This is a genomic window from Burkholderia sp. AU31652, assembly GCF_002223155.1.
In the GTDB taxonomy this organism is placed as follows: domain Bacteria; phylum Pseudomonadota; class Gammaproteobacteria; order Burkholderiales; family Burkholderiaceae; genus Burkholderia.
The window spans coordinates 663,473-686,894 of the sequence record NZ_NKFG01000003.1; the positions used below are offsets into that span (position 1 = coordinate 663,473).

Below are 23,422 nucleotides of genomic sequence, written 5' to 3' on the forward strand. Positions count from 1 at the left end.
CATGGCGATCTACGGCATCGGTACCGACATCGCCCAGGTGAGCCGCATCGCGGCCGTGCTCGAACGCACGGGCGGCCGGTTTGCCGAGAAGGTGCTGGGCCCGGACGAGCTGCGCGTGTTCCATGCGCGCCGCGCTCGCTCCGAGGCGCGCGGCATCGCGTTCCTCGCGACGCGCTTTTCCGCGAAGGAAGCGTTCTCGAAGGCAATCGGCCTCGGCATGCACTGGCCGATGACGTGGCGTGCGCTGCAGACCCTCAACCACCCGAGCGGCGAGCCGTACGTGGTCGCATCGGGCGAGCTGGCCGACTGGCTGGCGGCCCGTGGCATCACGGCGCGCGTGACGGTCAGCGACGAACGCGACTATGCGGTGTCGTTCGTGGTCGCCGAGACGGACGCCGCGCCTGCACCTGTTTCCCGAACCTCCTCCTGACGGAATACCCGATTCGATGAAAACGACTCCCGGCCCGGTCATGCTCGACGTCGTCGGCACGGCCCTGTCGCGCGACGATGCGCGGCGCCTCGCGCATCCGAATACCGGCGGCGTGATCCTGTTCGCGCGGCACTTCCAGAACCGCGCGCAACTGACCGCGCTGACCGACTCGATCCGCGCGGTGCGCGAAGACATCCTGATCGCCGTCGATCACGAAGGCGGGCGCGTGCAGCGTTTCCGCACCGACGGCTTCACGGTGCTGCCCGCGATGCGCCGCCTGGGCGAGCTGTGGGATCGCGACGTGCTGCTCGCGACGAAGGTCGCCACGGCCGTCGGCTACGTCCTGGCCGCCGAGCTGCGCGCGTGCGGGATCGACATGAGCTTCACGCCCGTGCTCGACCTCGACTACGGGCACTCGAAAGTGATCGGCGATCGCGCGTTCCATCGCGATCCACGCGTCGTCACGCTGCTCGCGAAGAGCCTGAACCACGGGCTGTCGCTCGCCGGGATGGCGAACTGCGGCAAGCATTTCCCGGGGCACGGCTTCGCGGAGGCCGACTCGCACGTCGCGTTGCCGACCGACGACCGTACGCTCGACGCGATCCTCAAGCAGGACGTCGCACCGTACGACTGGCTCGGTTTGTCGCTGTCCGCGGTGATTCCCGCACACGTGATCTACACGCAGGTCGACAAGCGGCCGGCCGGTTTCTCGCGCGTGTGGCTGCAGGACATCCTGCGCGGACGGCTCGGCTTCACGGGCGCGATTTTCAGCGACGACCTGTCGATGGAAGCCGCGCGCGAAGGCGGCACGCTCACGCAGGCGGCCGACGCCGCGCTCGCGGCCGGTTGCGACATGGTGCTCGTCTGCAACCAGCCGGACGCGGCCGAGGTCGTGCTGAACGGGCTGAAAGCGCGGGCCACGGACGCGTCGGTGCGACGTATCAAGCGGATGCGTGGGCGCGGCAAGGCGCTCAAGTGGGACAAGCTGATCGCGCAGCCCGAGTATCTGCAGGCGCAGGCGCTGTTGAGCAGCGCACTGGCCTGAGCGGGGAGGGGATGGCGCGCCCCGCGCCGTTCCGGTTACCGAAACAAAAAGCCGCGCAATCGCGCGGCTTTTTCATGGATTACTGCTGGTGCGAACCGGGCAGCTTCAGGAATCAGGCAGGTCGACGTAGTGAGTTTCAGCGCAACTAACGGTCAAGCCATGCAGTACCCTCGAGCATCGCCGCCTGCTCAGTTCACCTTCATCCGCTGCAGCTTGTTGTACAGCGTCTTCGGACTGATGCCGAGCAACGTTGCCGCACGGTGGCGCGTGCCGCCGACGGCGTCGAGCGTCGCGCGGATCAGCAGATCCTCGACATCGGACAGCGGCGTGCCGACCTTGATCTGCACGCTGCTGCCGTTCAATGAGGCGCCTGCCGAGAAGCTCGGCTCGCCCGCGCGCAGCGTCTCGATGAAATCGCCCGATGCGTCGTACGCGAAGCGAACGCGCTCCTGCAGCTCGCGCACGTTGCCCGGCCATTCGTAGGACAGGCATTCACGGACGAAGCCCGGCGCCGCGCGCTTGTCGGTCGTGCTGCGGCCGGTTGCGCGCGCGTCGCGGTTCAGTTCGTCGATCAGCGCATCCGCGATCGCGAGCGCATCGCCGTCGCGCTCGCGCAGCGGCGGCATCGTGATCGATGCCGCATCGAGGCGCAGCCACAGATCCTCGCGCAGCGTGCCGTTCGCGACCGCTTCGCGCGCCGGGCGGCGCGTGGTCGCGATCAGCCGGAAATCGCTCGTGATCGAGCTCGTGCCGCCGATCCGCATGAAGTTCTGCGAATCGAGCGCATGCAGCAGCGCTTCCTGCAGCACGAGCGGCAGTGCGGTGATTTCGTCGAGGAACAGCGTGCCGCCACCGGCCTGTTCGAACAGGCCCGATTCGCGGCGCTCGGCGCCATCGAACGCACCGCGCTCATGGCCGAACAGCACGCTGTCGAGCGACGCACCGTGCCGCCCGGCCTGTGCGATCGTCCGGCAGTCGAACGATACGAACGGCCCCTTGCGGCGCCGGCTCAGGTCGTGCAGCGTGCGCGCGGCCAGTTTCTTGCCGGTACCCGCTTCGCCCGAGAACAGCACCGCCGTTTCGGTGCGCGCGTTGTGCTCGATCATGTCGTACACGTGCTGCATCGCGTCGCTGCGGCCGACCAGCGCGCCGAAGCGGCCGAGATGGCGCAGCGACGCGCGCAACGACTGCACTTCGTCGATCAGTTCGTACGGACGCGGGATCCGCGCGAGCAGGCTGCGCAGGCGCGGAATGTTGATCGGCTTCAGCAGGTAGTCCCAGATGCCGTGACGCAGCCCCTCGATGGCGCTCTCGACCGTCGCATTGCCGGTCAGCACGATGACGGGCAGCGAGCCGTTCGGCTGTTGCTGCGGCAGGTGCTGGAGCAGGTCGAACCCGCTGCCGTCCGGCAGGTTCAGGTCGACCAGGACGACATCGGGAATCGAGCGGCCGAGCGCCGTGCGCGCTTCTGCGAGCGACGTGGCCGTGTCGACCGAGAAGCCGTCCGCGGCGAGCAGCGCGGTGAGGCCGGACAGACTGTTGGGATCGTCTTCGACAATCAGGGCGTGTGGCATGGTGGACGCAAGTCGAGTCAAGAGAGGCGGGCTGTCGGTCATCGTGGCCGCAGCCGCATGTCAGATTAAAGACTGATTTTATGCCCCGCTGAACGCGTAACGAGCAATATTTCTCCGGCGCTATAAAACAGTTACCGATGATACAAATTGAATATCTTTACCGGTGGCTTTTGTGCTTTACATGAGCCTGACTCTCGCCCGGTTGTTGGTGCCGGACAAACAAAAAGCGCCCCGAAGGGCGCTTTGTTCGATGCGGGTATCGCTGGCGATTACGCGCGGCTGCGGTATTCGTTCGTACGCGTATCGATTTCGATCTTGTCGCCGGTGTTGCAGAACAGCGGCACTTGCAGTTCGAAGCCCGTTGCGAGCTTGGCGTTCTTCAGCACCTTGCCCGACGACGTGTCGCCCTTGACAGCCGGTTCCGTGTAGGTGATCTCGCGAACCAGGACCGTCGGCAGTTCGACCGAGATCGCCTTCTCGTTGTAGAACACGACTTCGCAAGCCATGCCGTCTTCGAGGTAGTTCAGCGCTTCGCCCATCATTTCCGCTTCGACTTCGAACTGGTTGTAGTCGGCGTCCATGAACACGTACATCGGATCGGCGAAGTACGAGTACGTCACTTCCTTGCGGTCGAGCACGACGACGTCGAACTTGTCGTCAGCCTTGTAGACCGCTTCCTGGCCTGCGTTCGTCAGCAGGTTCTTCATCTTCATCTTGACGACGGCGGAGTTACGGCCCGACTTGTTGTATTCAGCCTTGGCGATGACCCATGCGTCGCTGCCGATCTGCACGACGTTGCCTACGCGGAGTTCCTGTGCGGTTTTCATAAAAAACTGTCCTGATCAAATCAAATAAATAGGTGCCTGAGCGTTGCGCAACGGGTGAGGCGCCAAGCGGTGCATTCCGGTGGACGCCAAAAGCGAGCGCTTGCCTGGTCAGCCGTCGGATAACCGCTTATTTTAACTGAGATTTTGCGTATTCCGCCAGCTTTCCTGCGAGATCGCCGACGGCCGCGAGCGCATCGGCCCAGCGGGCCGCGTTGGCGTCCAGTGCGGCGCGGTGCTGCCAGAAATCGGCCCAGTCGGGCGTGCCGACGCCGTTCCATGCATGCCAGAACCGCTCGAGCGCCGCGCGCGGCGCGTCGGCGAGGCCGGCCGACAGGTGCGCGAGCGCCGCGTCGAGCTTCGGCAGGTGGACGTCGTCGGCCTGCGGGTAGATGTGCCACACGAACGGTTTGCGGGCCCACTGCGCCCGGACGAACGAATCCTCGCCGCGCACGAAATTGACGTCGGCCACCCACAGCAACGGATCGTAGTCGGCCTGGGGGACGAACGCGAGCCCGTGAGCAGTCAGGTTGCCGCTGCGCGCATGCGTGCCCGCGCCGAACGACTCGACCCCGAAAAAACGGGCGACGGCAGGCGACACGCGGCCGGCCGGCACGAGTGCGACGACCGGCGTCGGGCCGTCGCGCCACTGCGCGAGCAGCGTGTCGACGGCCGGATTCTCGTACGCGAACAGGCTGACGACCGTCGTGCCGGCGGCCGGCGGCGCGCCGCCGGTCGCGCGCTGCCACCAGGCATCGCGCGCCGCCGCGTCGGCTTCGAAGGCCGTGCGGCGCGCATCGAGGTCATGCTCCTTCAGGACGCCGCCGGTTCCGGCCGACAGGCCGGGGAAGAAAAACGTCTTCAGCAGCGGGTAGCGCGGATGCGGCGACGGCCGCAGATGGAAATCGGCGACCCAGTCTTCGGCGCTCAGGTATTCGAGGTTGATCCACACCGGGCGCCGTTCGCGTCGCGCCATCGCCGCGAGATACGCGCCGGGCAGCTCGCACGCGAACGCTTCGATCACGACATCGGCGATCTCCAGCGCGTCGCCGGCTTGCGCATGCCAGTGCTCGATCACGATCGCGTCGACCGTCTGCCGCCCCGCGTCGGGATCGACCCCGGGCAGCAGGCGCGCGAACGTGCGCAGGTCGTCGACGAACAGGCGAACCTGCCAGCCGTGCTCGTGCGCGAGCTGGCGCGCGACGCGCCAGCAGACGCCGATGTCGCCGAAATTGTCGATCACCGTACAGAAGAGGTCGCAGGCAATCGGTTCGCCCGGCGCGAGCGGCGCGGCGGGCAGGGGGGCAGCGGTGGTGCGGGGCATCGAAGCGGGCCGGTGAATGCTCTAAACTGGCGATTCTAATAGACCCGTTCCGCGTTACAAGGCGCCCGGATCACGCATGACATCCCCTGAAGCTTCCGATACCCCGTTCGAACCGAAGAAGATCCTTGCGCAATTGCCGCACATGCCGGGCGTCTATCGCTATTACGACACGGCGGGCGCCGTGCTCTATGTCGGCAAGGCGCGCGACCTGAAGAAGCGTGTATCGAGCTATTTCACGAAGACGCAGCTGTCGCCGCGCATCGCGATGATGGTCACGCGCATCGCGCGCATCGAGACGACCGTCACGCGCTCGGAGGCCGAGGCGCTGCTGCTCGAGAACAACCTGATCAAGGCGCTCGCGCCGCGCTACAACATCCTGTTTCGCGACGACAAGTCGTATCCGTACCTGAAGCTCACCGCGCACCGTTTTCCGCGGATGGCCTACTACCGCGGCTCGGTCGACAAGCAGAACCAGTATTTCGGGCCGTTCCCGAGTGCCTGGGCCGTGCGCGAGAGCATCCAGATCCTGCAGCGCGTGTTCCAGCTGCGCACCTGCGAGGATTCGGTCTTCAACAACCGCACGCGGCCGTGCCTGCTGCACCAGATCGGGCGCTGCACGGCGCCGTGCGTCGGCGCGATCTCCGACGAGGATTACGCGATCGACGTATCGAATGCCGCGCGTTTCCTGCTCGGCCGGCAGTCCGAAGTGATGAAGGAACTCGAGCAGAAGATGCACGCGTTCGCGGCCGAACTGAAATTCGAGCAGGCGGCGGCCGTGCGCAACCAGATGAGCTCGCTCGCGACGGTGCTGCACCAGCAGGCGATCGAGGTCGGCAGCGACAGCGACGTCGACATCCTGGCCGTCGTCGCGCAAGGCGGGCGCGTGTGCGTGAACCTCGCGATGGTGCGCGGCGGCCGGCATCTCGGCGACAAGGCGTATTTCCCGACGCACGTCGAAAGCGCGCTGACGCTCGCCGAGGGCGGGATCGGCGACGAGTCCGAGCTGGCGGAGGCGGCCGATGCGTCCGCCGATGTATTGCCCGACCTGCCCGCGGAAGAACCCGGCCGCACGCGCGGTGACGCGGTGGCGTCGGTCGAGGCCGAAGTGCTCGACGCGTTCATCGCGCAGCACTATCTCGGCAACCGCGTGCCGCCGGTGCTGGTCGTGAGCCATGCGCCCGCGAGCCGCGACCTCCTCGAGTTGCTGTCCGAGCAGGCCGGCCACAAGGTGTCGCTGGTGCGGCAGCCGCAGGGGCAGCGGCGCGCGTGGCTGTCGATGGCCGAGCAGAATGCGCAGATCGCGCTCATGCGGCTGCTGTCCGAGCAGGGCTCGCAGCAGGCGCGCACGCGTGCGCTCGCGGAGACGCTCAGCTACGAATGCGACGATCTCGCGACGCTGCGGATCGAATGCTTCGACATCAGCCATACGATGGGCGAGGCGACGCAGGCGTCGTGCGTGGTCTACCACCATCACAAGATGCAGTCGGGCGAATACCGCCGCTACAACATCACCGGGATCACGCCGGGCGACGACTACGCGGCGATGCGGCAGGTGCTCACGCGCCGCTACGAGAAGATGGTCGAGCAGGCCGCGCAAGCGGCTGCCGCCGACGATGCGGCCGGCATCGACGGCGAGTCGACGCGCCAGGCCGAGGCGTCGAGCCTGCTACCGAACATCGTGCTGATCGACGGCGGCAAGGGTCAGGTCGAAATCGCGCGCCAGGTGTTCACCGAGCTCGGCCTCGACACGTCGATGCTGGTCGGCGTCGCGAAAGGCGAGGGGCGCAAGGTCGGCCTCGAGACGCTCGTGTTCGCGGACGGCCGCACGCCGCTCGAACTCGGCAAGGAAAGCGCCGCGCTGATGCTCGTCGCGCAGATCCGCGACGAGGCGCACCGCTTCGCGATCACCGGTATGCGTGCCAAGCGGGCGAAGGCTCGCCAGACATCGCGGCTCGAGGAACTCGAGGGCGTCGGCGCGAAGCGCCGGCAGCGGCTGCTCGCGCGGTTCGGCGGGTTGCGCGGCGTGGTTGCCGCGAGCGTCGAGGAACTCGCGAGCGTGGAGGGCATCTCGCACGCGCTCGCCGAGCAGATCTACAAGCAGCTTCACTGACGCGGCCGTGCGGCCGGCCGCGTTGCCAGCGTTCTTGTGGCAGGCCGGTCGACACGGCACAATTGCGAATCCTTTACTGTCCCGCATGCCATGCCGTTCAATTTCCCGATTTTCCTGACGTGGGTACGGATCGTGCTGATTCCGCTCGTCGTCGGCGTGTTCTATCTGCCGGACACGGTGATGGGCGGCGCGCACCGCAATCTCGCGGCGGCGGCGATCTTCATTCTTGCGGCGCTGACGGACTGGTTCGACGGCTACCTGGCACGAAAGTGGAACCAGACATCGTCGTTCGGCGCATTTCTCGATCCGGTGGCGGACAAGCTGATGGTGACGGCCGCGCTGCTGATCCTCGTACAGATTTCGCGGGTCGACGCGGCAATCGCACTCGTAATCGTCGGGCGCGAGATCGCGATTTCGGCGCTGCGCGAGTGGATGGCGCAGATCGGCGCGTCGAAGAGCGTCGCGGTGAACCAGCTCGGCAAGTTCAAGACCGCATGCCAGATGGTCGCGATTCCGATGCTGCTGTTCTACGGGCCGCTGCCGCTCGGCGTCGCGACGATCGACACGCGCGTGTGGGGCGAATGGCTGATGTATCTCGCGGCGGTGCTGACGATCTGGTCGATGCTGTACTACATGAAGCTTGCATGGCCGCAGATTCGCGAGCGCGGCGGCGCGTGATGCGTCCGGTCGAGCAGGTTTTTGTAAAAAGGGCTGGAAAAGCCCTTGACACACGAATGTGCCTTCGACATAATCTCGCTTCTCCGCTGCACGACGAAGTAAGTGTGTGACGGGGAAGCAGTAGCGCAGCAATACGCGGGAGTAGCTCAGTTGGTAGAGCGCAACCTTGCCAAGGTTGAGGTCGCGAGTTCGAGACTCGTCTCCCGCTCCAGATTTTTTCTGGCAGCGTGTTGTACGGCAAAGCGCTGCAGATGCAGGACACATGCGGGAGTAGCTCAGTTGGTAGAGCGCAACCTTGCCAAGGTTGAGGTCGCGAGTTCGAGACTCGTCTCCCGCTCCAGATTTTTCTGGCAGCGTGTTGTACGGCGAAGCGCTGCAGATGCAGGACAATGCGGGAGTAGCTCAGTTGGTAGAGCGCAACCTTGCCAAGGTTGAGGTCGCGAGTTCGAGACTCGTCTCCCGCTCCAAGTAATGGGGAAGCCACGCTTCCCTTTTTATTTGATGGACTTTCAGTCCTCGAATAAAAATCTGTCGCTTGCCTCACGGCATTCGCACAGTCCGCTTTTGGCGCGATAGCAAAGCGGTTATGCAGCGGCCTGCAAAGCCGTTTAGGCCGGTTCGACTCCGGCTCGCGCCTCCAGGTAGAAAGAGAAAAAGCCCCGCTTCGGCGGGGCTTTTCTTTTTTCTGCATCGCTTGCGGCCGTCGTGCATGGTGCATGCGACGGCCTGCGGGCGATCAACCATCCACCGGCTGCGCCGGCGTGTCGAGCGTCAGCTGATAGAACGCCGCGTCGAGCCACCGGCCGAACTTGAATCCCGCCTGCGTGATCGTGCCCGAGTGCGCGAATCCGAGCTTCGTATGCAGTGCGATGCTTCCCGCATTGGTCGCATCGATACAGCCGACCACCACGTGCACCTGCGCTTCGCGCGCGCGCCGGACTACCTCGCGCAGCAGCACCTCGCCCAGCCCGCGGCCGCGCTGGTCGCGATGCACGTACACACTGTGTTCGACCGTGTACTTGAAGGCGGGAAACGCGCGGAACGTGCCCCAGCTCGCAAAGCCCAGCAGCGTGCCCGACGCGTCGACCGCGCCGATGACCGGGAAGCCGCCCGCGCGCTTCGCCGCGAACCACGCGACCATCGCTTCCGGCGGACGCGGCTTGTAGTCGTACAGCGCGGTCGAGTTCGCGATCGCGTCGTTCAGGATCTCGAGGATGGCCGGCGCATGCTCGGCCTCGCTGCAATCGATCAGGCGGACGTCGTCGCGCTGTTTCGGGGAATTCATACCGGCTCCTGTAGGCAATAAATAGGGCGCGCGCATCGCTGCTGCGACGACGCGCTCATCAGGGGTTCCGCACGCCGGCGGCGGCAGACGCATCGCAGATCGCGACGACATAGCGCGCGGCATGCGACGACGGATTGCTGAAAATCAGCGGCTGGTCGAGCCGCATGGCCAGGCAGTCGCCTTCGTGAAGTTCGTGAAGTGCGTCGCCGAACGTGACGTCGACGCGGCCACTGATGACCCACACCTGCTGATGCAGCGCGCTTTCACGTCCGCCGCTGTCGTACGCGACGCGTGCACCGGGCGGGAAATCCACCTCGACGAGCTGGATCGGCGACGGCCAGCCGGCCGGGGAGAGGTTGCGGCGCACATAGCCGGACGCCGGATCTCGCCATTCGGCCTGCTGCGCGCGGCGGGCCAGCGGCTGCGCGGGCGTGTCGTCCTGGTCGCCGCCGAACAGGCCGGCCAGCGATACGCCGAGGCCGGCCGCGAGCTTGTCGAGCACGACGGCCGTCGGGCTGGCCGAAGCGCGTTCGATGAGCGAGATCATCGAACGACTGACGCCGGAGCGCGCGGCCAGCGCATCGAGCGTGTAGCCTCGCACGGTGCGCAGGTCGCGTACGCGCCGGGCGATGCGTTCGTTGATGCCGGTGTCGTCGGCAACGGCGGTTGCTGATTCTTTCATGATGGATTTATTTTCCAGCAAACTGGAATTCGATGTCAACGGGGTCGACCTCAGGCGGCTCGACGGAACTCGAACGGCTTGCTCGGCAGTCGTGCGCGGCGTAATATACGAATCGACTACGTTTCGTTTAATTGGGGATATATGGGCATCATCAAGATTTCCGAGCACATGCACGAGCGGCTGCGCTCGACCAGCACGGCGCTGAGCCGCTCGATCAACGCGCAGGCCGAACACTGGCTGCGCGTCGGGATGCTGTCGGAACTCAATCCGGCGCTGTCCTACGGCGATATCTGCCGGATGCTGATCGAGGCCGAAGCGCGGGGCGGTGAGACGGGGCCGGCGGAACCGGTCGAGCACGGCATCGAGCAGGTGGCGTAATGGCGAAACGAGAAATCCCGATCCGCGGCGCCGCGGAAATCGCCAAGTCGCGTGAAGCCGCGAAGCTCGCGTCGCAGGTGCTGACGATGATTACCGAGCATGTGAAGCCGGGTGTCACCACCGACGAGCTGGACGCGCTCTGCCGCAACTACATCGTCGACGTGCTCGGCGCGATACCGGCGAACATCGGCTATCACGGCTTTCCGAAAACCGTGTGCGCGTCGGTCAATCACGTCGTGTGTCACGGCATTCCGACGTCGCGGCCGCTGCGCGACGGCGACATCGTGAACCTCGACATCGCGGTGATCAAGGACGGCTGGTTCGGCGATACGAGCCGCATGTATTTCGTCGGCGAACCGAACGAGCTCGCGCGGCGCCTCGTCGCGACGACCTATGAGGCGATGCACGCGGGCATTCGCGCGGTGCGTCCGGGTGCGACGCTCGGCGACGTCGGCTACGCGATCCAGCAGGTCGCGCATCGTGAAGGATTCAGCGTGGTTCGCGAGTACTGCGGGCACGGCATCGGCGACGTCTATCACGACGAGCCGCAGGTGCTGCACTACGGCCGCCCGGGCACCGGCGTGCCGCTCCGGCCGGGGATGATCTTCACGATCGAGCCGATGCTCAACGCGGGCAAGCGAGACACGCGCATGCTGGCGGACGGCTGGACGGTGGTCACGAAGGACCATTCGCTGTCGGCACAATGGGAGCACATGGTCGTCGTGACGGAAACGGGCTTCGAGGTGCTGACCGAGGACGCGAAGCCGCAGGCGTTCCCGGCGCTGTCGGGCACGCACGCCGCCTGACGCATGCAGTGCGCCACGAAGGGTGGTGCGGTGGCACAGTGGAACGGGCCCCTTTGCGGGGCCCGTTTCGTTTTCGTTCGAGGTCGCGAAGCGCGGCGCGATTTACGCGCGAACGCGGCGAACGGTTGCTTGGTGGCGGAGCGCGGCCCGGCCGCCGCTCAACTGCGCGCCTTCTGCCATGCGGATTCAACGAACATGCGGCACAGCGCTTCCATCCCCTTGCAGTCTTCGTCGTCGAAGCGCGCGGCGACCGGGCTGTCGACGTCCCACACGCCGATCAGCGTGCCGTCGGCGGCCACCAGCGGCACGACGATTTCCGATTCCGAGGCGGCGTCGCACGCGATATGGCCGGGGAAGTCATGCACGTCGCGCACGACCTGCGTTTCGCGCGTCTGCGCGGCCGTGCCGCACACGCCCTTGCCGAGCGCGATCCGCACGCAGGCGGGCTTGCCCTGGAACGGCCCGACCACGAGTTCCGTCCCGTCGAAGAAGTAGAAGCCGGCCCAGTTGAGACGGTCGAGCGAGTGGTAGACCAGCGCGGAGAAGTTGGCCGCGTTCGCGGTCAGGTCGCGTTCGGACTCGACGAGCGCGCGTGCCTGCTCGACGAGCGTCGCGTATTGATCGGCCTTGGAGGCGTTGGGGTCGTTGGACAGCGTGAACATGGCGGGAAAGCGATCAGGGTTGTGGAATGCGCGATGCGCGTACCGCAGTCTACGGCACGCGCGCAGGGTTTGCAGCGCCCGGTCACGCGTGAAGCGGCGCGCTCAATCAGGTTCGAGTTCAGCAAACTGCTCCGCGAGAAAATCGAGCAGGGCGCGCACCGCGGGCAGCAATCCCCGGCGCGACGCGAACACCGCATGCACGATTTCTCGACGCGGCGCCCAGTCGGGCAGCAGGGTCACCAGCTCGCCGCGCGCGACCTCATCGCGCACCATCATCGTCGGCAACTGCACGATGCCGACGCCCGCGACGGCTGCCGCGCGCAGCGCGAGCATGCCGCCCGTCACGAAGCGCGGCTGGTGATGAATTTCCGCGTGAGCACCGTCGGGCCCGCGCAGCCGCCACACGTGCGCGGACTGCGGGGCGCCGTGATCGAGGCTCGGCAGGCGCGCGAGATCGGCGGGAACGGCCGGGGCGCCATGCTCGCGCAGCAGCGCCGGGCTTGCGACGAGGCACTGGCCGCGCTCGGCCAGCACGCGCAGCGCGAGATCGCTGTCTTCGAGCGGCGGCGGGCGCACGCGGATCGCGACGTCGATTCCTTCACCGACCACGTCGACGCGCCGGTTGGTCGCTTCAAGGTGAATTTCGACGCGCGGGCACGCGACCATGAACGCGGCGATCATCGTGCCGACCAGCGAATCGAGCAGCACGATCGGGCAACTGACGCGCACGATGCCGCGCGGCTCCTCGTGCAGCAGCGCGATCGCCTCGTCGGCGGCATCGGCCTCGACGAGCATCGCGCGGCAATGCGCGTAATAGGTCTGTCCGACGTCGGTGACCGTGAAGCGGCGCGTCGAGCGCTGGATCAGCCGCATCCCGAGCCGCGCCTCGAGCAGCGCGATGCGGCGGCTCAGCTTCGATTTCGGCATGTCCAGCGCCCGCCCGGCCGGTGCGAAGCCGCCGTGTTCGACGACTTGTACGAAGTAATAGAGATCGTTCAGATCCCGCGCTTTATCGTTCATGAAATGGAACGCTGCGTGCGATTTTGGCAGTCTACCGGATCGATCGTTCCACCACTATATTTCTACCCAGGATGCGAAACACGTGTTTCGCCGCAATTCGGAGAAGGCAATGAAGAAGATCCAGGGTGTGTACAGTGCGCCGCGCGGCCATTGGGTCGGCGACGGTTTCCCGGTGCGTTCGATGTTCAGCTACCAGTCCCACGGCGCGCACCTGAGCCCGTTCCTGCTGCTCGATTACGCCGGCCCGACCACGTTCGAGCCGGGCTCGGCCTCGGCACCGCGCGGTGTCGGCCAGCATCCGCACCGCGGGTTCGAAACGGTGACGATCGTCTATGACGGCGAGGTCGCGCACCGCGACTCGACCGGCGCGGGTGGCGTGATCGGCCCGGGCGACGTGCAGTGGATGACGGCCGCGAGCGGGATCCTGCATGAGGAATTCCACTCGGAAGGGTTCACGCAGCGGGGCGGCCCGCTCGAGATGGTGCAGCTGTGGGTGAACCTGCCCGCCGCGGACAAGATGGGGGCGCCCGGCTACCAGACGCTGCTGAACGCCGACATCCCCGTGGTGGAGCTGCCGGACGGCGCGGGGCGCGCGCGGATCATCGCGGGTGAACTCGACGGGCGGCGCGGGCCGGCCCGCACGCATACGCCGATCGACGTGTGGGACGTGCGGCTCGTGGCCGGCGGCCATGCGCGGTTCCCGGTCGCCGAAGGGCGCACGCTCGCGGTGGTCGTGCTGAGCGGTACCGTGCAGGTGAACGGCGAAACGGTCGCCCGCGAAGCGCAGTTCGTGCAGCTCGGCCGCGAAGGCAGCGACGTCGAGATCGAAGCGAACGGCGACGCGAAGCTGCTGATCCTGAGCGGCGAACCGATCGACGAACCCGTCGTCGGTTACGGGCCGTTCGTGATGAACTCGCAAGCGGAGATTCGTACCGCGATCGAGGACTTCAACAGCGGCCGCTTCGGCCAGATGCCGGCATGACGGACAGGCCCCGCGCAATGCGGGGCCTGTTTTTATGCGCGGGCAGTCGGTCGCGCGGCGCGTGCGCTTCGAGGCATAATCGTCGATTGCCGCGCGCCGGCCGGCGCGCCCGAATCAGGACCGACCATGAACGCATCCGCTGCATCCCCGAGCGCCGCCGATCTCGACTGGCGCTGGAAATCCTTCGACGCGCTGACGGCGCGTGAAGTCTATTCGATCCTCGAAGCACGCAGCGCGGTGTTCGTCGTCGAGCAGAACTGCGTGTATCGCGACATCGACGATGCGGACCAGGCTGCATGGCACCTGGCCGCCTTCGATCCGGCAGGCCGCCTGGCCGGCTATCTGCGGGTGCTGCTGCCCGATGCGCAGAACACCGACGTACGCATCGGCCGCGTGCTGACGACCGCCGCGTTTCGCGGCGCGGGCCTCGGCAACGGGCTGCTGTCGCGCGCGCTCGAGCATATCCGCGCGCAGTGGCCGGAGACGCCGGTGAGCCTGCATGCGCAGGCCCACTTGCAGCGTTTTTACGGCGCATTCGGCTTCACGCCGAGTTCGGACGTGCACGACGAGGACGGCATCCCGCACGTGTGGATGAGCAGCGCACGCGCGTAATGCGCGATGCGCCGCGCCGCGCAGCAGTCAGTGCGCGGCGTGCGCCACCGGCGGCCGGTTCGCGCGCTGCGCGGCACGTTCATCGATCAGGCGGCCGCGCGCGGACAGCCGCAGCCAGTGGCGCAGCGCGATCAGCGCGCCGATCACGCTCATCATCGAGCCGGGAATCCACAGCATCAGGCCGCCGATCTGCTGGTCACGCAGCGGGCTCAGCCACGTGAACGCACGGCCGCAAATCGAATAGATCGGATACAGCTCGTGCGGCGTGAAGAAGATCAGCGCGCCGAGCGCGATCTGCGGCGGGATCGCCGCGACGACGATCAGGATCCGGCGGCCCGGCGACAACCGCGCGGGCGGCGCGGGACGCGGATCGACGACGAGCCACCAGAACAGCAGCCCGTCGATCACCATGCTCCAGTTCATCACGCGATAGAGACGCCAGTCGAGCATCGCGATGAAATGGATCGGCGACAGCAGCCAGAAATAGATCAGCCCGACGAACAGCACGACCGCGACGACGGGATGGAACACCACGTCGAGCGTCGCGCGCACGGGCGCCCACGCGAGCGCGGGGCGCACGAAACGCTGCCGCCAGCGAAACGGGATGCCCGCGCGCATCGCCGCGCCCGGATACGACAGCGCGATGAAGAACGGCCCGAGGTGGTGCAGCACGAGGTGCTGCGCGCGGTGCAGGAAGAACTCGTGCTCGAAGAAATAGTCGAGCCGCGTATGCAGCGCGATGTAGAGCGCCGTTAGCCCGAACCAGAACGAGAACTGCCGCAGCGGCGACACCTTCGCCTTCTTCACGCCGCGTGCGAACAGCACGGCGGCGGTCAGCACCGCGATCACCACGGTGGGCGACGGTTCCCACGGATCGAGCCAGTACAGGAGGTTCATCGCGCGCGCATCACTTCGCCTGGGCCGGCGATTTCACGGCGAACGGCGCATCGACCGTTGCGCCGTCGGAGAATTTCAGGCGCAGGTGCACGGTGTCGCCCGGCTTGATCGCGTGCTTCGGCTCCTCGAGCATGAAGTGGTAGCCGCCCGGCGCGATATCGACCTTGCCGCGCGCGGGGATCGTCAGCTTGTCGACCATTTCCATTTTCTGCGTCGAGCCGTTCGAGACGGTCTGGTGCAGCATCGCCATCCCGTAGTCGGGGCTGTCGACGTCGACGAGATCGACCGGCTTGTCGCTCGTGTTCACGAGCGTCACGTAGCCGCCGGCCGGCAGCTTGTTCGGCAGCCAGCGCACCCAGGCGTTCTGCGCGGTGACCGCGCCGGCGGCATACGCGTGGGCGCCGGCGCACAGCGCGGCGAGGAGGGCGAGTGTCTTGAGGGTCGTTTTCGTTTTCATGTCGGGATGCATTCAGGTCGTGGAGGCGGTGTCGATGATCCGGCGCAGATCGGCGGCGATGGCGTCGGGCGAGTCGCGGTCGGTCGCCAGTAGGCGGGCGCGGCCGCTCGCGTCGAAGATGTAGACGGCCGAGCTGTGCGTGACTTCGTAGCCGCCGGACGGATCGCGCTTTTCCATCTGGTACGCGACGCGATAGCGCTTCGCGAGCGATTCGATCTGGCGGTCGGTGCCGGTCAGGCCGCGCGCATGCGCGGCGTCGAACGCGGCGACATACGATTGCATTGCCTGCGGCGTGTCGCGTGCAGGGTCGACCGAGACGAACAGGATGCGCACGTTGTTGGCCTGCGGGCCAAGCTTCGCCAGCACTTCCATCAGCCGCGCCATCGTTTCGGGGCAGACATCGGGGCAGTGCGTGTAGCCGAAGTAGACGAGCGCGACCTGGCCGTGGAACGCGTCGGCGTCGACGGGATGGCCGTCGCCGCCCGTCAGCGTGAACGACAGGTCGGGCAGGTGGCCGGTAACGTTGGTCAGGTTCCAGCGCGGCTCGTCGTGCGTGCACGCGGCGAGCGCCACGGCGGCGGCGAGGGCCGCGGCCGTGCGGATGAGGCGGGAGAAGCGCCGGTGCGGCGTGGTGCAGGCAGACGACATCCTGGGGCTCGATCGGACGGAAGGTTGGCCGGCCGGCGCGGCGCCATGCGTCGCGCGGCAGGCGGTTGCGACTGTAGCGCAATTCGCGCGCCCGCGTCCTTTCGAAACCCGTACGCCGCGGGCGAGCGGGGCAATATGTCGCAGTTGACGCAAGCCGCGGCGCGATGCCGGCGCCGCACCGGTTTCGCCCATCTCGATGCGCAGGCGCGGTAAGATGCGCACAATTCCATTCGCGCAGCGGCCGCCCGGCGTTTGCCGGCCGGCCCTCACACTATCGAATCGATGCAATCCGTTCCGGCTTCCCTGTCCCTGACCGATACCGCGTTCTTCTTCGACTTCGACGGCACGCTCGTCGAACTGGCGCCGACGCCCGACAGCATTCATGTTCCGCCGTCGCTGCTGACGCTGCTCGACGAGCTGCGGCGCCGCTCGCACGGCGCGGTCGCGATCGTGTCCGGGCGCGGCATCGACAACATCGACACGTTCCTGAAGATGCCCGGCATGCCGATCGCCGGCCTGCACGGCGCGGAGCGCCGCGATGCGAACGGCGACACGCAGCGCATCGGCTTCAACGACGAACGCCTGCTGCGCATCGAGCGCGAGCTGGCGGCCGTCGTCGACCGTCATCCGGGCATGCTGCTCGAAATCAAGGGCGCGGCCGTCGCGCTGCACTACCGCAACGCGCCCGAGCGCGAGGCGGCGGCACGCGCGGCCACCGAGCGCCTCGTCGCCGACTATGCCGATGCGTATGTGCTGCAGCCCGGCAAGATGGTGTTCGAGATCAAGCCGAAAGGCGTCGACAAGGGGCGCGCGCTCGCTGCGTTCCTCGACGAGCCGCCGTTCGCGGGGCGCGTGCCCGTGTTCGCGGGCGACGACCTGACCGACGAGAAGGGCTTCGCGGTGGTCAACGCGCGCGGCGGCCTGTCGATCAAGGTCGGCGCGGGCGAGACGTCTGCCCGCACGCGGCTCGATTCGGTCGACGCGCTGCATGAGCAGATCGCGCGCTGGCTCGGTGCGGAGCAGCCGGACGCATGAGTCGCCTCATCATTGTTTCAAACCGCGTCGCGCCGATTTCGGAAGGCGAACCGGCAGCGGGCGGCCTCGCGATCGGCGTCTACGATGCGCTGAAGGAGACGGGCGGCATGTGGTTCGGCTGGAGCGGCGAGGTCGTCGCGTCCGGTGCGCCGCAGATCCGCGTCGAGGAGCACGGGCCGGTCACGTTCGCGACCATCGGCCTGTCGCGGCGCGACTACGACCAGTATTACCGCGGCTTCTCGAACGCGACGCTGTGGCCCGCGTTTCACTACCGCACCGACCTGATCCAGTACGACCGTCACGAGTTCGAAGGCTATGGCCGCGTGAACGTGTGGCTCGCCCAGCAGCTCGTGCCGCTGCTGCAGGACGACGACGTGATCTGGGTGCACGACTATCACCTGATCCCGTTCGCGCGCGCGCTGCGTGCGGCCGGCGTGAAGAACCGCATCGGCTTCTTCCTGCACATCCCGTTTCCGGCTGCGCAGGTGCTCGTCAGCGTGCCGCCGCATCGCGACCTCGTCGAGTCGCTGTGCGCGTTCGACCTGCTCGGCTTCCAGACCGAACCCGACCTGCGCGCGTTCTGCGACTACGTCGAGTCGGAAGCGGACGGCGCGATCGAGCGCGACGGCCACCTGGCGACGGTGCACGCATTCGGCCGGACGCTGCGCGCGGCCGCCTATCCGATCGGCGTGCATCCGGACGAGATCGCGTCGCTCGCGCAGGCCGGCGAGCACGGCAAGGCGGTGCGTACGCTCGCGACCTCGCTGCGCGGCCGCAAGCTGATCATGAGCGTCGACCGGCTCGATTACTCGAAGGGGCTCGTCGAGCGCTTTCGCGCGTTCGAGAAGCTGCTCGAGCACGAGCCGTCGCATCGCAATCGCGTGTCGTTCCTGCAGATCGCGCCGTCGACCCGCGCGGAACTGCGCGCGTACCAAGACATCCGCCTGCAGCTCGAAGGGGAGTCGGGGCGCATCAACGGACGCTTCGCCGAGCTCGACTGGGCGCCGATCCTCTATATCCATCGCCAGTACGACCGCCAGCTGCTCGCCGCGCTGTACCGGCTCGCGCGGGTCGGCTACGTGACGCCGCTGCGCGACGGGATGAACCTCGTCGCGAAGGAGTACGTGTCCGCGCAGAATCCGGACGATCCGGGCGTGCTCGTGCTGTCGCGCTTCGCCGGTGCCGCACGCGAGCTGACCGGGGCGCTGATCGTCAATCCGATCGATATCGACGGGATGGCCGATGCGCTGTCGCAGGCGCTGACGATGCCGCTCGCCGAGCGGCGCGCGCGTTATACGGACATGATCGCGCAGCTGCGCGAGAACAACGTGTCGGTGTGGCGCGACAACTTCCTGCGCGATCTGCAGCACGCGTAACCGGCGGTTCATCGAGCAATGAAAAAGCCGCAGTGCGACGCGCACTGCGGCTTTTTTGTCGGCTGCGGACCGGTGTGTCAGGCCACGCGTTCGCCGGTCGGCGTGCTGCCGTCGGGGGCCGGGTGGTGGCGGCCGTGCTGTTTCGCGAGCAGGTCGCGGTACAGGCCCGGACGGTTGCGCAGCACGTCGGGCGGGCCGTCGTCGATCACCTTGCCGTTGTTCATCACGATGATCCGGTCGAAGTTGCGCAGCGTCGACAGGCGGTGGGCGATCGCGATCACCGTGCGGCCGACCATCAGGCGGTCGAGCGCGCTCTGGATCGCTTCCTCGGATGCGCTGTCGAGCGCGGACGTCGCTTCGTCGAGCAGCAGGATCGGCGCATCCTTCAGGATCGCGCGCGCGATCGCGATACGCTGGCGCTGGCCGCCCGACAGCTTGACGCCGCGGTCGCCGACGATCGTGTCATAGCCTTCCGGCATCGCTTCGATGAACTCCGCGCAGCGGGCGTCGCGCGCGGCGGCGAGCACTTCCTCGCGAGTCGCGTCGGGGCGGCCGTACGCGATGTTGTCGTAGATCGTCCGGTGCAGCAGCGAGATGTCTTGCGGCACGAGCGCGATCGCGTGGCGCAGGCTGTCCTGCGTAATCGTCTTCACGTCCTGGCCGTCGACCTTCACGGCGCCGTCCTGCGTGTCGTAGAAGCGCTGCAGCAGCGCAAGCACGGTCGACTTGCCGGCGCCCGACTTGCCGATCAGGCCGACGCGCTGGCCCGGCTCGATATGGAGTTCGAAGTGGTCGAGGATCGCGCGGCGGTGCGGATACGCGAACGTCACGCGCTCGAAATCGACGCGGCCGCCCTTGGCCGACAGCGGCTGCGCGTCGGAGCTGTCCGGCATCCCGTGCGGCTCGAGCAGCGTCTTGACCGCCTCGGACAGGCGCGCGATGTGCTGCGTGACGTCGACGAGCGCGACCGCGAGATCGCGTGTGCCGTGCAGGATCGTGAAGCCGAGCGAGCTGACGAGCACGATGTCGCCCGACGTCGCGCGGCCCTGATCCCACAGCCACAGCGCCCAGCCGAGCAGGCCGGCGGACAGCATCGCGGTGATCACCGCGTGCAGCAGGCGCAGCTTCTCGAGATAGAGCAGGCTCTGCTGGCGCGCATCCATCTCGGCCTTGACCGTCGCGCCGAAGCGCTTCTGCTCGCGCAGCGTCATCCCGAACGCACGCACGAGGCCCATGTTGCCGATCACGTCGACGAGCTCGCCGTCGACCGCCGCGGCCTTCGCCGCGAACGCGTGATGGCGGGCCGAGCCGCGCCCGGCGAGCTTGAACAGGATGACGGACAGCACGGCCGAACAGCCGAGCAGGCCGGCCGCCATCATCGGATTGACGACGATGATCATCAGGATCGCGCCCATCACCGCGATGCACGGCGGCAGCACGTTCCACGCCATCGTGTTCTCCGACGTGTAGACCGCGTTCGACGTGGCCGTGATGCGGCTCGCCAGCGTGCCGGGCTGCTTTTCGGCGTAGTAGGTGGGCGAATGGCCGATCAGGTACTGGAACAGGTCGCGCCGCAGGTCGCCGGTGACCGCGACGAACGTGTGCGCGGCGAACCAGCCGCCGACGCGCCACAGCAGGTTGTCGGCCGCGATCAGCCCGACGAGCAGCGCGAACGCGCTCCACAGCGGGCCGGGGTGATGCCGCCCGGTCGCCAGCACGTCGATCAGGTGCTTGATCGCGTATTGCGAGCCGAGCGCGCAGCCGACGGCGGCCAGCACGCTGCCGAGCACGATCAGGTGGGCGACGGGATGCAGGCGGATGTAGCGGAACAGGAACGCGATCGGTCGATGCGCGTAGCTCGACAGCTTCGCGTTGTGGGCGTTGCGCTGGGCAGGGGTGAGAGATTCCAAAATATGCGTGCGGTGATTCGGTGAGTGAGCGTGGCGGCTGGATCGCAGGCCGGCGTTCGCCCGGACTGAATAATCCGGCATTGTAAACAAGCCCGCGTGTCGCGCTGCGCGAATCTTGCCTTGGCCAGGGGCTCGCGGTCGATTTTGAGATAAAATCCGGCATCCCGTCCTGCCTCATGTGCCGGAATCACGCTGCCGGCGGTCACGGGGTCAAGGAATGCCAAAAGGGCCTTCCACTCTAGAACGGACGCCCAAGTCCGCGGGTTGCAAAGTGTTGCACCTTTGTAACAAAGTAAAGTGTTTGAAATGTTGTGCGCCGTATCGGGATTAACCCTAGATAATCGGCTCCGGGTTCGATTCCAGGTTTTTTACGAACCCCTGTCAACGGGTCTTCGTTTCAAACGTTCTATGCCTGTCGCGTCGCCGACGCTCCTTGAGCAGCGCGGGTTCGACGCCCCCGGCAGGCTGATTCGTCCGATCTTCGGACGACCTGCATCCAGCCCGGACCGCCGGCAGGTTGCCGACCCATACCTGGTTTTTAGCCGATTTTTTAGGAGTTACGCATGCGAATCGCCCAAATCGCTCCGTTGCACGAAGCGGTGCCCCCGAAACTGTACGGCGGCACCGAGCGAGTGGTGTCCTACCTCACCGAAGCACTTGTCGAGATGGGGCATGACGTCACGCTCTTCGCGAGCGGCGATTCGCAAACCTCCGCGAAGCTCGAAGCCTGCTGGCCGCAGGCGCTGCGCCTCGACCCGACGATCCGCGACGTGATGGCCCCGCACATGCTGCTCCTCGAGCAGGTGCGCCGCCGCGCGGAAGAGTTCGATGTCCTGCACTGCCACATCGACTACTACCCGTTCTCGCTGTTCTCGCGCCAGCCGGTCCCGCATCTGACGACGATGCACGGCCGTCTCGACCTGCCGGAACTGCAGCCGATCTTCAACGCATTCAGCGACGTGCCGGTCGTGTCGATCTCCGACAACCAGCGCATCCCGCTGCCGCAGGCGAACTGGCTGTCGACCGTCTACCACGGCCTGCCGGAAAACCTGCTGACGCCGATCCCGAACGTCAAGCCGAGCTACCTCGCGTTCCTGGGCCGCATCTCGCCGGAGAAGCGCGTCGACACGGCGATCCGCATCGCCGAGCAGGCCGGCCTGCCGATCAAGATCGCCGCGAAGCTCGACAAGGCTGACCGCGCGTACTACGAAGAGAAGATCAAGCCGCTGTTCGCGCTGCCGCACGTCGAGTACATCGGCGAAATCAGCGAGTCGGAAAAGACCGAATTCCTCGGCAACGCGCATGCGCTGCTGTTCCCGATCGACTGGCCGGAGCCCTTCGGCCTGGTGATGATCGAGGCGATGGCCTGCGGCACGCCGGTGATCGCGTTCAAGCGCGGCTCGGTGCCGGAAGTGATCGACAACGGCGTGTCGGGCTTCGTCGTCGAAGACGAGCTGTCGGCCGTTGCCGCGCTCAAGCGCCTCGATACGCTGCCGCGCGAGAAGGTCCGCGCCGCGTTCGAAGCCCGCTTCTCGTCGAAGGTGATGGCGCAGAACTACGTGAAGGGCTACGAGGAACTGCTGCGCCAGAAGCGTCGCACGGTGCTGCGCGAAGTCAACGCAAGCTGATTGCGGGCCGCCGCCGCGCTGCGGCGCGCGGCTTGCCATCGACGCCCCGTCCGGGTTCCCGGCGGGGCGTTGTCACATCCACGGCGCGGATCTGTTGTATTCTCGCCGCGCCCGACGCTGCGAACGGCCCCCGAAGCGGCCCGGCAGGGCATCCGTCCGTCTGTCCAGACGGTAATGTCCCTATAATGGCCGTGCCGTGAAATCCGGCCCCGCACGAATAACCAGAGGAGAGCAGTCTTGGCGAGAACGAAATCCACGCGCGCAGCGCCGGCCCCCGGCGCCGGTGTGATCTTCGCGTTGCGTGCGATCGGTCTCGTGCTGCTCGCGCGCTGGCTGTTCTCGATGTCCCAGATGGGCTATCGCTCGTCGCTGTCGGCGATGGTGTCGTCGCCCTGGGCGTTCATCTACCTTCTCCTGATCTTCCTGCTGCTCGCGCTGCCGGGCGCCGTCGCGCGCGCCGAACGGCCGTTCCATCCGCTGCCGCAATGGCTGCGCCAGGCGCTGCGCGTCTTCGCGCTGATCGGTTTGCTGTTCGCGGTCTGGTCGATCGGCATGTTCGTCTGGGTGGACGGCTGGCGCCTCGCGCTGCAGGCGGTGACGGCGACCAACGGCTGGCTTGTCGCCGCACCGGCGCTTTATGCGGCGATCGTCTGGATCTGCCGCCCGCGGCCGCTGTGGCGGACCAACGTGGCCGCCCGCCGCTTCGCGGTCGGCCGTTATGCGATTTCGCTCGACGTGCTGACGCGCACCGCGATCGTGTGGATGGAAAGCCGCAAGGTTGGCCAATACGACGCGCGCGAACTGTCGGTGCGCTGGCCCGGCCGGGCGGCGCCTGCCGCAGGCGACGGTGCCGCGGACGCGCAGCCGGCCGTCGTGCCGCCGCGCCGCGGCAGCCTGTTCAATCGGCCGAAGGTCGAACTGCTGTGGGATTCGCCGGCGGCCGTCGGCCATAACCGGCAGATCGTCATGCGGGCGCCGCTCGCGACCGAAGGTGATCGCGTCGCGGTGCTCGCGCTCGACGCCGCGCTCAAGCAGATCGTCTGACAAGGCCCGCGCACG

The 23,422-nt window shown here is 67.0% G+C and carries 23 protein-coding genes and 4 tRNA genes; 16 read left to right on the top strand and 11 right to left on the bottom strand.

The window, feature by feature from the left end; translation table 11 throughout:
- The first annotated feature begins 1 nt into the window (after position 1).
- Both acpS and nagZ read left to right on the top strand, forming a co-directional pair.
- A complete protein-coding gene (gene acpS, locus CFB40_RS05825) occupies positions 2-430 on the top strand; it encodes a holo-ACP synthase (protein ID WP_011351418.1) in 429 nt (142 codons plus the stop codon).
- A gap of 16 nt (positions 431-446) precedes the next feature.
- Entirely contained in the window at positions 447-1,475 is a 1,029-nt protein-coding gene (nagZ, locus tag CFB40_RS05830) for a beta-N-acetylhexosaminidase (RefSeq protein ID WP_089430787.1), read from the top strand.
- Between the two features lie 188 nt (positions 1,476-1,663).
- Here nagZ and CFB40_RS05835 read toward each other — a convergent pair whose 3' ends face one another.
- The 3 genes from CFB40_RS05835 to earP all read right to left on the bottom strand — a co-directional run bounded on the left by CFB40_RS05835 (position 1,664) and on the right by earP (position 5,197).
- Positions 1,664-3,049, bottom strand: a complete 1,386-nt coding sequence (locus tag CFB40_RS05835) for a sigma-54-dependent transcriptional regulator (RefSeq protein ID WP_089424858.1) — start codon at positions 3,047-3,049, stop codon at positions 1,664-1,666.
- A gap of 269 nt (positions 3,050-3,318) precedes the next feature.
- Positions 3,319-3,876 carry an elongation factor P gene (gene efp, locus CFB40_RS05840; RefSeq protein ID WP_011351421.1) on the bottom strand — a complete coding sequence of 186 codons (558 nt, stop codon included), beginning with the start codon at positions 3,874-3,876 and terminating at the stop codon, positions 3,319-3,321.
- A 127-nt stretch (positions 3,877-4,003) separates the two neighbouring features.
- Positions 4,004-5,197 carry an elongation factor P maturation arginine rhamnosyltransferase EarP gene (gene earP, locus CFB40_RS05845; protein WP_089430788.1) on the bottom strand — a complete coding sequence of 398 codons (1,194 nt, stop codon included), beginning with the start codon at positions 5,195-5,197 and terminating at the stop codon, positions 4,004-4,006.
- A 76-nt stretch (positions 5,198-5,273) separates the two neighbouring features.
- On the opposite strand from earP, the gene uvrC reads away from it, so the two are divergent.
- From uvrC to CFB40_RS05875, 6 genes are all read left to right on the top strand, one after another.
- A complete protein-coding gene (uvrC, locus tag CFB40_RS05850; RefSeq protein WP_089424860.1) occupies positions 5,274-7,307 on the top strand; it encodes an excinuclease ABC subunit UvrC in 2,034 nt (677 codons plus the stop codon).
- A gap of 90 nt (positions 7,308-7,397) precedes the next feature.
- Positions 7,398-7,985: a CDP-diacylglycerol--glycerol-3-phosphate 3-phosphatidyltransferase gene (pgsA, locus tag CFB40_RS05855; RefSeq protein ID WP_011351424.1), complete on the top strand. Its 588-nt coding sequence runs from the start codon at positions 7,398-7,400 to the stop codon at positions 7,983-7,985.
- 135 nt (positions 7,986-8,120) lie between these two features.
- Positions 8,121-8,196: transfer RNA gene (locus CFB40_RS05860), tRNA-Gly, on the top strand.
- 53 nt (positions 8,197-8,249) lie between these two features.
- A tRNA-Gly gene (locus CFB40_RS05865) sits at positions 8,250-8,325 on the top strand.
- A 51-nt stretch (positions 8,326-8,376) separates the two neighbouring features.
- A tRNA-Gly gene (locus CFB40_RS05870) sits at positions 8,377-8,452 on the top strand.
- Between the two features lie 99 nt (positions 8,453-8,551).
- A tRNA-Cys gene (locus CFB40_RS05875) sits at positions 8,552-8,625 on the top strand.
- 96 nt (positions 8,626-8,721) lie between these two features.
- Here CFB40_RS05875 and CFB40_RS05880 read toward each other — a convergent pair.
- A complete protein-coding gene (locus CFB40_RS05880) occupies positions 8,722-9,270 on the bottom strand; it encodes a GNAT family N-acetyltransferase (protein ID WP_089424861.1) in 549 nt (182 codons plus the stop codon).
- 58 nt (positions 9,271-9,328) lie between these two features.
- Positions 9,329-9,952, bottom strand: a complete 624-nt coding sequence (locus CFB40_RS05885; RefSeq protein ID WP_089424862.1) for a helix-turn-helix domain-containing protein — start codon at positions 9,950-9,952, stop codon at positions 9,329-9,331.
- 141 nt (positions 9,953-10,093) lie between these two features.
- Here CFB40_RS05885 and CFB40_RS05890 point away from each other — a divergent pair, with 141 nt between their 5' ends.
- Together CFB40_RS05890 and map are read left to right on the top strand one after the other, a co-directional pair.
- On the top strand, positions 10,094-10,330 hold the full coding sequence (locus CFB40_RS05890) for a ParD-like family protein (RefSeq protein WP_069247499.1): 237 nt from the start codon (positions 10,094-10,096) through the stop codon (positions 10,328-10,330).
- Positions 10,330-11,136, top strand: a complete 807-nt coding sequence (gene map, locus CFB40_RS05895) for a type I methionyl aminopeptidase (protein ID WP_089424863.1) — start codon at positions 10,330-10,332, stop codon at positions 11,134-11,136. Before CFB40_RS05890 ends, map begins: the two co-directional genes overlap by 1 nt.
- Before the next feature lie 158 nt (positions 11,137-11,294).
- Here the strand turns inward: map and CFB40_RS05900 are convergent, their stop codons facing one another.
- Both CFB40_RS05900 and CFB40_RS05905 read right to left on the bottom strand, forming a co-directional pair.
- Positions 11,295-11,798, bottom strand: coding sequence for a GAF domain-containing protein (locus CFB40_RS05900; protein ID WP_089430789.1), 504 nt, complete (start codon positions 11,796-11,798; stop codon positions 11,295-11,297).
- Between the two features lie 102 nt (positions 11,799-11,900).
- Entirely contained in the window at positions 11,901-12,818 is a 918-nt protein-coding gene (locus CFB40_RS05905; RefSeq protein ID WP_089430790.1) for a LysR family transcriptional regulator, read from the bottom strand.
- Between the two features lie 109 nt (positions 12,819-12,927).
- Here CFB40_RS05905 and CFB40_RS05910 point away from each other — a divergent pair, with 109 nt between their 5' ends.
- Positions 12,928-13,800, top strand: coding sequence for a pirin family protein (locus tag CFB40_RS05910; RefSeq protein WP_089425870.1), 873 nt, complete (start codon positions 12,928-12,930; stop codon positions 13,798-13,800).
- 126 nt (positions 13,801-13,926) lie between these two features.
- Positions 13,927-14,412, top strand: a complete 486-nt coding sequence (locus tag CFB40_RS05915; RefSeq protein ID WP_089424866.1) for a GNAT family N-acetyltransferase — start codon at positions 13,927-13,929, stop codon at positions 14,410-14,412.
- 27 nt (positions 14,413-14,439) lie between these two features.
- On the opposite strand, the gene CFB40_RS05920 is transcribed toward CFB40_RS05915, so the two are convergent.
- The 3 genes from CFB40_RS05920 to CFB40_RS05930 are packed head-to-tail and all read right to left on the bottom strand — an operon-like array spanning position 14,440 to position 16,414.
- Positions 14,440-15,309 carry a cytochrome c oxidase assembly protein gene (locus tag CFB40_RS05920; protein WP_089430791.1) on the bottom strand — a complete coding sequence of 290 codons (870 nt, stop codon included), beginning with the start codon at positions 15,307-15,309 and terminating at the stop codon, positions 14,440-14,442.
- A 10-nt stretch (positions 15,310-15,319) separates the two neighbouring features.
- Entirely contained in the window at positions 15,320-15,766 is a 447-nt protein-coding gene (locus CFB40_RS05925) for a copper chaperone PCu(A)C (RefSeq protein WP_089431369.1), read from the bottom strand.
- A 12-nt stretch (positions 15,767-15,778) separates the two neighbouring features.
- On the bottom strand, positions 15,779-16,414 hold the full coding sequence (locus CFB40_RS05930) for an SCO family protein (RefSeq protein WP_089424868.1): 636 nt from the start codon (positions 16,412-16,414) through the stop codon (positions 15,779-15,781).
- A gap of 282 nt (positions 16,415-16,696) precedes the next feature.
- Between CFB40_RS05930 and otsB the strand changes: the two genes are divergently transcribed.
- Together otsB and otsA are read left to right on the top strand one after the other, a co-directional pair.
- The gene (gene otsB, locus CFB40_RS05935) at positions 16,697-17,449 is read left to right on the top strand and encodes a trehalose-phosphatase (protein WP_089424869.1); all 753 of its coding nucleotides are present in this window, start codon (positions 16,697-16,699) and stop codon (positions 17,447-17,449) included.
- Positions 17,446-18,825, top strand: a complete 1,380-nt coding sequence (gene otsA, locus CFB40_RS05940) for an alpha,alpha-trehalose-phosphate synthase (UDP-forming) (protein WP_089424870.1) — start codon at positions 17,446-17,448, stop codon at positions 18,823-18,825. Before otsB ends, otsA begins: the two co-directional genes overlap by 4 nt.
- A gap of 77 nt (positions 18,826-18,902) precedes the next feature.
- Here otsA and CFB40_RS05945 read toward each other — a convergent pair whose 3' ends face one another.
- The gene (locus CFB40_RS05945) at positions 18,903-20,735 is read right to left on the bottom strand and encodes an ABC transporter ATP-binding protein (protein WP_089424871.1); all 1,833 of its coding nucleotides are present in this window, start codon (positions 20,733-20,735) and stop codon (positions 18,903-18,905) included.
- Between the two features lie 563 nt (positions 20,736-21,298).
- Between CFB40_RS05945 and CFB40_RS05950 the strand changes: the two genes are divergently transcribed.
- Together CFB40_RS05950 and CFB40_RS05955 are read left to right on the top strand one after the other, a co-directional pair.
- Positions 21,299-22,363, top strand: coding sequence for a glycosyltransferase family 4 protein (locus CFB40_RS05950; RefSeq protein WP_006476459.1), 1,065 nt, complete (start codon positions 21,299-21,301; stop codon positions 22,361-22,363).
- A gap of 237 nt (positions 22,364-22,600) precedes the next feature.
- Positions 22,601-23,407: a hypothetical protein gene (locus CFB40_RS05955; protein ID WP_089424872.1), complete on the top strand. Its 807-nt coding sequence runs from the start codon at positions 22,601-22,603 to the stop codon at positions 23,405-23,407.
- Positions 23,408-23,422 lie beyond the last annotated feature (15 nt).

Bases quoted from the DNA above. Each gene is read 5' to 3' on its own strand.
- CFB40_RS05910 (WP_089425870.1), top strand. From the start codon at position 12,928: ATGAAGAAGATCCAGGGTGTGTACAGTGCGCCGCGCGGCCATTGGGTC.
- map (WP_089424863.1), top strand. From the start codon at position 10,330: ATGGCGAAACGAGAAATCCCGATCCGCGGCGCCGCGGAAATCGCCAAG.
- efp (WP_011351421.1), bottom strand. From the start codon at position 3,876: ATGAAAACCGCACAGGAACTCCGCGTAGGCAACGTCGTGCAGATCGGC.
- CFB40_RS05905 (WP_089430790.1), bottom strand. From the start codon at position 12,818: ATGAACGATAAAGCGCGGGATCTGAACGATCTCTATTACTTCGTACAA.
- pgsA (WP_011351424.1), top strand. From the start codon at position 7,398: ATGCCGTTCAATTTCCCGATTTTCCTGACGTGGGTACGGATCGTGCTG.
- otsA (WP_089424870.1), top strand. From the start codon at position 17,446: ATGAGTCGCCTCATCATTGTTTCAAACCGCGTCGCGCCGATTTCGGAA.
- nagZ (WP_089430787.1), top strand. From the start codon at position 447: ATGAAAACGACTCCCGGCCCGGTCATGCTCGACGTCGTCGGCACGGCC.
- uvrC (WP_089424860.1), top strand. From the start codon at position 5,274: ATGACATCCCCTGAAGCTTCCGATACCCCGTTCGAACCGAAGAAGATC.
- CFB40_RS05900 (WP_089430789.1), bottom strand. From the start codon at position 11,798: ATGTTCACGCTGTCCAACGACCCCAACGCCTCCAAGGCCGATCAATAC.
- CFB40_RS05885 (WP_089424862.1), bottom strand. From the start codon at position 9,952: ATGAAAGAATCAGCAACCGCCGTTGCCGACGACACCGGCATCAACGAA.
- CFB40_RS05930 (WP_089424868.1), bottom strand. From the start codon at position 16,414: ATGTCGTCTGCCTGCACCACGCCGCACCGGCGCTTCTCCCGCCTCATC.
- otsB (WP_089424869.1), top strand. From the start codon at position 16,697: ATGCAATCCGTTCCGGCTTCCCTGTCCCTGACCGATACCGCGTTCTTC.
- CFB40_RS05915 (WP_089424866.1), top strand. From the start codon at position 13,927: ATGAACGCATCCGCTGCATCCCCGAGCGCCGCCGATCTCGACTGGCGC.
- CFB40_RS05925 (WP_089431369.1), bottom strand. From the start codon at position 15,766: ATGAAAACGAAAACGACCCTCAAGACACTCGCCCTCCTCGCCGCGCTG.
- earP (WP_089430788.1), bottom strand. From the start codon at position 5,197: ATGCCCCGCACCACCGCTGCCCCCCTGCCCGCCGCGCCGCTCGCGCCG.
- acpS (WP_011351418.1), top strand. From the start codon at position 2: ATGGCGATCTACGGCATCGGTACCGACATCGCCCAGGTGAGCCGCATC.
- CFB40_RS05835 (WP_089424858.1), bottom strand. From the start codon at position 3,049: ATGCCACACGCCCTGATTGTCGAAGACGATCCCAACAGTCTGTCCGGC.
- CFB40_RS05950 (WP_006476459.1), top strand. From the start codon at position 21,299: ATGCGAATCGCCCAAATCGCTCCGTTGCACGAAGCGGTGCCCCCGAAA.
- CFB40_RS05890 (WP_069247499.1), top strand. From the start codon at position 10,094: ATGGGCATCATCAAGATTTCCGAGCACATGCACGAGCGGCTGCGCTCG.
- CFB40_RS05920 (WP_089430791.1), bottom strand. From the start codon at position 15,309: ATGAACCTCCTGTACTGGCTCGATCCGTGGGAACCGTCGCCCACCGTG.
- CFB40_RS05880 (WP_089424861.1), bottom strand. From the start codon at position 9,270: ATGAATTCCCCGAAACAGCGCGACGACGTCCGCCTGATCGATTGCAGC.